The following is a 6,404-nucleotide window of genomic DNA, read 5'->3' as shown; positions in this document are numbered from 1 at the left end:
GGTAGACATCAGGGCATGAGCACCGTCGCCCTGGTCCTGACGGGCCTCGTGGCCCTGATCCACGTCTACATCGTGCTGCTCGAGATGCTCTGGTGGGACACCCCCCGCGGCCGTGCTGCCTTCGGCACGAGCCGCGAGCTCGCCTCTCAGACGAAGGTGCTCGCCGCCAACCAGGGCCTGTACAACGGGTTCCTCGTCGCGGGCCTGCTGCTGGCGATGGTGGGGCCGAGCGAGCACCGGTTCGCGTTCGCGGTGTTCAGCCTGGGCTGTGTGATCGTCGCCGGCCTGTACGGGGCCGCGACGGCCAGCCGCAAGATCCTGTTCGTGCAGACGGTGCCCGCAGCCCTGGCCCTTGCGGCGCAGTTCCTCGCCCGCTGACCACCACACCCCCGCACTGATTGCACTCCAGCCACCTCCCCCACTGCTCGACTTCGGGATGGGGCCGGCGTGTTGACGGGGGCGTGAATACTCGGTATACATGTCCCACGGCGGGGTGCATACCGAGTATTCCGCGGCAGGGAGGGGGCGGCGATGTCCGTCAGATCTGGGCTCATGGCCTTGTTGTCCGAGGGGGAGAAGTACGGCGCTCAACTGCGCACCGAGTTCGAGGCACGCACCGGCGGCACCTGGCCGCTCAACGTCGGACAGGTCTACACCACGCTCGACCGACTCGTGCGCGATGGCCTCGTGGCACAGGCGAGTGAGCCGGATGCCGAGGGGCGCATCGCGTACCGACTCACCTCCACAGGCCGGCAGGTTCTCGACGCCTGGTGGACCACCCCGGTCGACCGCACCAACACTCCTCGCGACGAGCTGACGATCAAGCTCGCCCTCGCCGTGACCGCCCCCGGGGTCGACGTGCCCCGGGTTGTCCAGGCCCAGCGCACGGCCACGCTGCAGCACCTGCGAGACCTCACCCGCCTCAAGCGAGAGGCCCTCGGCAGTACGGAGGGGGCTGCCGAGGGCCCGAGGGCCGTGGAGGATCCCATCGCTTGGCTCCTCGTGCTGGAGAACCTGATCTTCGCGGCCGAGGGCGAGGCCCGATGGCTCGACCACGTCGAGACGGTCATCGCCCGACGGCGCCCTCGGCCTGAGTACGCCGATCCGCACAGGACGCCGGACCACCAGCACCCGGCCCACCCGCGCGGTGCCGACCCGGCATCCGACACCACGGCATCCGGCCCCACCCATCACCACGCCAGCGCGACTCACCACACGCACACCGGGGGAAACCAGTCATGAGCACACCACACGTCGTCCTCACGGACGTCACGCGCATCCACGGCGACCGGAACATGGCGGTCGTCGCGCTCGCCGGGGTCAGCCTCGACATCCACCTCGGCGAACTCGTCGCCGTCATGGGGCCGAGCGGTTCGGGCAAGTCGACCTTGCTCAACGTCGCGGGCGGCCTCGACCGACCGACGAGCGGGACCGTCACCATCGCCGGCGACCGGCTGACCGACCTCGCGCCGCGCGACCTCGCCAAGCTGCGGCGTCGGCGCATGGGCTTCATCTTCCAGGACTACAACCTCATCCCGAGCCTGACCGCGGCGGAGAACGTCGCCCTGCCGCTCGAGCTCGACGGCACCCGCGCCGGCCAAGCCAGGCGGCAGGCCCGCCGGACCCTCGACCTGATGAACCTGATGGAGCTCTCCGACCGCTTCCCCGACCAGATGTCCGGTGGGCAGCAACAGCGCGTCGCAATCGCACGGGCACTGGTCGGCAGCCGCCGCTTCGTGCTCGCCGACGAACCGACCGGAGCCCTCGACAGCCACACCGGCGAGGAGGTGCTGCGGGTGCTGCGCGAGCGGTGCGACGAGGGCGTGGCCGGCCTGCTCGTCACCCACGAGGCGCGGCACGCCGCCTGGGCCGATCGGGTCGTGTTCCTGCGGGACGGGGTCATCGTCGACAGCACCGGCCATCGCGAGACCCCGGAGGACCTGCTCGTCGCGGGCGAGGCAGCGCGATGACCACGCTGGCCCGCCCGGGGGGCGCTCCGAGCAGCGGCGCGGACGAGCACCCCGATGCGCCTCGCCACGCCGCCGAGGCACCTGCCGAGATCAGCCGGTTCGCCGCCTGGCGGGCAAGCTGGGCGGTTGCCCTGCGTATGGCCCGGCGCGACGTGCGCCGCCACAAGGGCCGTAGCGCCCTGATCATCGTCATGGTCACCGTGCCGACGGCCCTGCTGAGCCTGGTGCTGACTCTCGCCCTGACGTCCGACATCCGCGGCGCCGAGACCATCCCGATGCTCATGGGCAACGGGCAGGCGCTCATCGAAGGCCCGGACTCCAGCCGTGTCCTCCAGGGCCCAGATCCCGCCAGGGGGTTCGGCGGGTCCGAGGGTGCGGCGCGACCCATCCCCGGGTACGACCCGGAGAGATCCGGCGAGGAGAACTCCGAGGCCATCGCGGCACTCATCGGGGGAGCACCAGTCTCTGCCGTGCGGCACTTCGACGCCCGGCTGACCGTCGACGAGCGCCGTGTCCGCGTGAGCGCACTCGCGCTGGACGGTCGTGTCGGGCTCGGCGACAAGCTCGAGCTGGTCTCCGGGCGCTGGCCGGCGGGAGCCGACGAGGCACTCGTCACGGCATCCGGAGTCGACAGCGGCCTGCCCTCCACCGGGCAGCAGACGCTCTCCATCGCGGGGTCTGACCGCACGCTCGCGATCGTCGGCGTGGCCCGGGCAGCGAGCCTGTACGACACCGTGGGGCTCGTGACGGCTGTCGAGCCACCTGATCTGGAACAGTCCTACGGCGGGTGGATCGTGCGCGGCACGGACCCGGTGACCTGGGCGGATGTGCGCACCCTCAACGAATACGGCCTGCGCGTCTCGTCCGCATCCGTCCTTCGCGATCCGCCGGCGATCAGTGAGTTGCCAGCAGAGGTGCAGGAGTCGGCCTCCGGCGAGGACAGCCAGATGCGACTCATCGCCGGGATGGGTGGCGCGATGCTGCTCATCATCACCACCCTGCTCGTCGGGCCGGCATTCGCCGTCAGTGCCGCGCGCCAGCGCCGCACGTTGGCGCTCGCGGCGAGCAACGGCGCGACCACCGCAGTGCTGCGCCGAACCGTGCTGGCCTCTGCGCTCGTGCTCGGGGCCACGTCCGCCCTCGCCGGAACGGCTCTCGGGGTGGCCCTGACCCCGCTGCTCATCCGCGGCCTGAACCGCTGGGCCGACTACGGCGTCGACGCGCCGCTGGACATTCGATGGGTGCTGCTCGGTGGCATCGCCCTCTGCGCGGTTGTTAGCACCCTCATCGCGGCCCTCTTGCCCGCACGGCGACTCGGGCGCCTCGACATCGTCGGCGTCATGCGAGGTCAGGCGGTCTCGCCTCCCCCGAGCAAGGTGGTGCTCGCCGTCGGTGCCGTCCTGAGCGCCCTGGGCGCCCTGGTCATCCTCGGGTCCACGGGCGTCGCGGGCCTGCCGAGCGTGACCCGACTCCTCGGCATCCAGACCGGAGGCGACTACGCCGTCACCGTTGGCGCCGTCGTTCTCATCGTCGGGTCACTCTTCCTCGTACCGGTCGCGTTGGCAGGGATCGGTCGGCTCGGCTCGCACCTCCCGACCACGCTGCGGATAGCGGCCCGGGACCTCGCGCGCCATCGTTCGCGCAGCGCACCCTCGGTCGCGGCGGTCCTGGCGGCGGTCGCCGGACTGAGCTTTGGGCTTACTGGGCTCGCGAGCGACACCGAGGAAAGTCGGCGCACGTACATCCCGGTCACCCTTCCCGGCGAAGTGGTGGTGCGAGCATGGGCCGAACCGATCACCGCCGACGCCATTCGCGCCGCGGCACCGGGCCTGATCGTCACCGAGAACGTCGCAGCCGGCGCTGTGGACCCGATGAACGGTTTAGACGCCGTCCCGACCGAGCCCTACCGGCTCGAGTTCGTCTCCATCGTCCCGCCCGGGTGCACCGCAGCCCGCACCATCTCGGACCCCGAGTGGGACGCTGCCGAGAATGCGCGATACCTGGCTGCTGAGGAGGCTGGCACCACCGATTCCTTCGTGTTCGGCACTGCGCCCTGCTCGACTGGCGGAACAACATACGGCGGCACGGGCTCCACCTTGCTGCTCCCTGCCGAGGAGATCGTGCGACGCCTCGGCCTCGACGCCGCTCAGGCGGACGCCGTGCGCGCCGGAGCCGTCATCACCCGCGCCCTGTCACCCGCCACCGCGTCCGGCGACCAGGTGAGGGTGGCGCGGGGCACCTTCGTCATCGACCCCAACGCCACCGGGCCCACCGACCCACAGGTCGAGGTGCTCCAGGAGGCCAGCCTTCCCGCAATCCAACTGGCCGAGTCAGCGCAGACCGAGGGCAAGATGCTCGGTGCCAGCCTCATGCTGGCATCGGACTCCGTCGTGACCACCGGGTGGCCCTCTCGGCCCGAGAGCTTCACGGTGCGGGACGCGGCAGGTGCGCCCGTCACCCAGGAAGCGGTGGAGCGGTTGAGGGCGGCACTCGGCGACGGGTTCGAGGTCTCCGTGGAACGGGGGTTCACCCGCGACGACCGCATCGTGGTCGCTGCCCTGCTGGGGGTCTTCGCCCTGCTCATTCTCGTCATCACGCTCACCTCGACAGCTCTCACCGTCGCCGAGCAGCAAAGTGACCAGGCGACCTTGGCAGCGCTCGGGGCCACTCGGGGCACCCGGCGACTCATGGCCGGGGCCGCCGCTTTCCTGCTCGCCGCGGTCGGGTGCGTGCTCGGGGTCGCGGTCGGCCTCGTCCCGGGCATTGCGATCTCACGAGCGCTCACCAGCGCCGGGTGGGATCCCGTCAACGGTGTGCCCGAAGGACAGGAGACGATCCTCGTCATCCCGTGGCTCTCTCTGCTCATCGTGGGCGTGCTGGTACCGATGGTGGCGGGCGCGATCGCGTGGGCCGGCATCCGCAAGGCCCCGCAGATCACCCGCCGTTCCACCTGACCCCCTCCTCCGCGACTTATTGCGCTCCAGCCACCTGCGAAGCGGCCAACCGCGCGCGGCAGACCCGAACCCCCGTCGGAACTTTCTCGCCCGATGCCACCAGCTTCACCATGACACCACTTCATTAGTGGTGCGAACCTGAAGTTTCTGGCACCGGGCGAGAAAGTTCAGGCGGGGTGGCTGCGGACGCGAGCCGGTAGGATGGGCGGAGCACAGGGTCCTGGTGCGTCCTTGGAGGCGGGTTCGGCGCACACTCGTTTCGCCCTCCCCGGGCGCAGACCAGGAAGCCGCGCATGTCCCCCCTCGCCTCCTACCGGCGGCTGTTCAGCCTCGCCGGCCCGCTCTACGTCGCCATTGCCTTCATCGGCCGACTGCCCCTGGCCATGGCCCAGATGGGCACCCTGCTGCTCGTCGCCGGCACCACCGGCTCCTACGGCACCGGTGGCGCCGCCGCCGGTGCCCTGGCCGTGACCAACGCCATCGGTGCCCCGATCGCCGGGGCCCTGGCCGACCGCGTCGGGCAACGGCCCGTCGTGTTCGTCCAGTCGGTGCTCGGCGGGCTCGGGCTGATCGCCCTCGTCGTGCTCGCCCACGCGCAGGTCACCCCGTGGATCGTCATCCTCACCGCCGCCCTCGCCGGCGCCGCGATGCCGCAGATCGGCCCGCTCGCACGGGTTCGCTGGCGCCCCATCACCCGCAACCAGAAGCACCACCAGCCGCGCCTGATGGAGGCCGCCTTCTCCTACGAGGGCGCCGCCGACGAGGCCTCCTTCGTGCTCGGCCCGGCACTGCTCGGCCTCGTCGTCGTGCTGGCCAGCCCCGAGCTCGCCCTGCTCATCGCCGCCGCGATCCTGCTCGTGTTCGGGTGCGCGTTCGCGCTGCACCCCACTGCCCGCCTCACCCACGCCCACCGCCCGGATGCCGCCGCCACCGGCCGTCTCGTCACCGGCACCTTCGCGATCCTGCTCGTCGCGCAGCTGCTCATCGGAGTGGTGTTCGGGTCGATCCAGACCGGCACGACGGTGCTCACCACGGATGCCGGGCAGAGCGGCCTCGCGGGGCTGGTCCACGCCTGCCTCGGTGTCGGATCGGTCATCGCCGGGCTCGCCGTCGCGGCCCTGCCCGCCCGCTTCGGATACGGCTCCCGCGTGCTCGTCGCCGCCCTGGGCCTGGCCCTGCTGTCCTTGCCGCTGCTCGTCACCGACACGGTGCCGCAGCTGTTCGCCGTCGTCCTCGTGCTGGGCTTCGTCGTCGCCCCCTACATGATCAGCGTCTTCATGCTGGGCGAGCGCGCTGCCCCCGTCGAGCGGGTCGGTGCGGCGATGACCCTGCTCGCCGGGGCCACCGGTCTCGGGTACGCCCTCGGCTCGGCCACCGCCGGACGCCTCGCCGACATGCACGGCCACCCCGGCGCGTTCGCCGTGACCGTGGGAGCGGCGCTGACGGCGGCAGCCCTCGCGACGGCATCCCAGCCCGCCCT

At 71.4% G+C, this 6,404-nt stretch carries 5 protein-coding genes; all 5 read left to right on the top strand.

Annotation, left to right across the window (positions count from 1 at the left end):
- Positions 1-378: DUF1304 domain-containing protein (locus PLL68_RS11520; protein WP_324534218.1), on the top strand; the 378-nt coding region annotated here is incomplete at its 5' end.
- A gap of 153 nt (positions 379-531) precedes the next feature.
- Positions 532-1,242 carry a PadR family transcriptional regulator gene (locus tag PLL68_RS11515; protein ID WP_324534217.1) on the top strand — a complete coding sequence of 237 codons (711 nt, stop codon included), beginning with the start codon at positions 532-534 and terminating at the stop codon, positions 1,240-1,242.
- The gene (locus PLL68_RS11510; RefSeq protein ID WP_324534215.1) at positions 1,239-1,970 is read left to right on the top strand and encodes an ABC transporter ATP-binding protein; all 732 of its coding nucleotides are present in this window, start codon (positions 1,239-1,241) and stop codon (positions 1,968-1,970) included. Before PLL68_RS11515 ends, PLL68_RS11510 begins: the two co-directional genes overlap by 4 nt.
- Positions 1,967-4,924 (top strand): FtsX-like permease family protein, encoded by a 2,958-nt coding sequence (locus PLL68_RS11505; RefSeq protein WP_324534213.1) that lies wholly within the window; start codon positions 1,967-1,969, stop codon positions 4,922-4,924. The genes PLL68_RS11510 and PLL68_RS11505 overlap by 4 nt, the downstream gene beginning before the upstream one ends.
- Before the next feature lie 293 nt (positions 4,925-5,217).
- Positions 5,218-6,404, top strand: a 1,187-nt coding sequence (locus tag PLL68_RS11500; protein ID WP_324534211.1) for an MFS transporter, incomplete at its 3' end; no start/stop codon positions are given.

Source organism: Ornithinibacter sp. (assembly GCF_035443565.1).
Classification (GTDB): Bacteria; Actinomycetota; Actinomycetes; order Actinomycetales; family Dermatophilaceae; genus Fodinibacter.
Note: the sequence above shows the minus strand (reverse complement) of the source record. Positions and strands in the feature narration are given on the sequence as shown.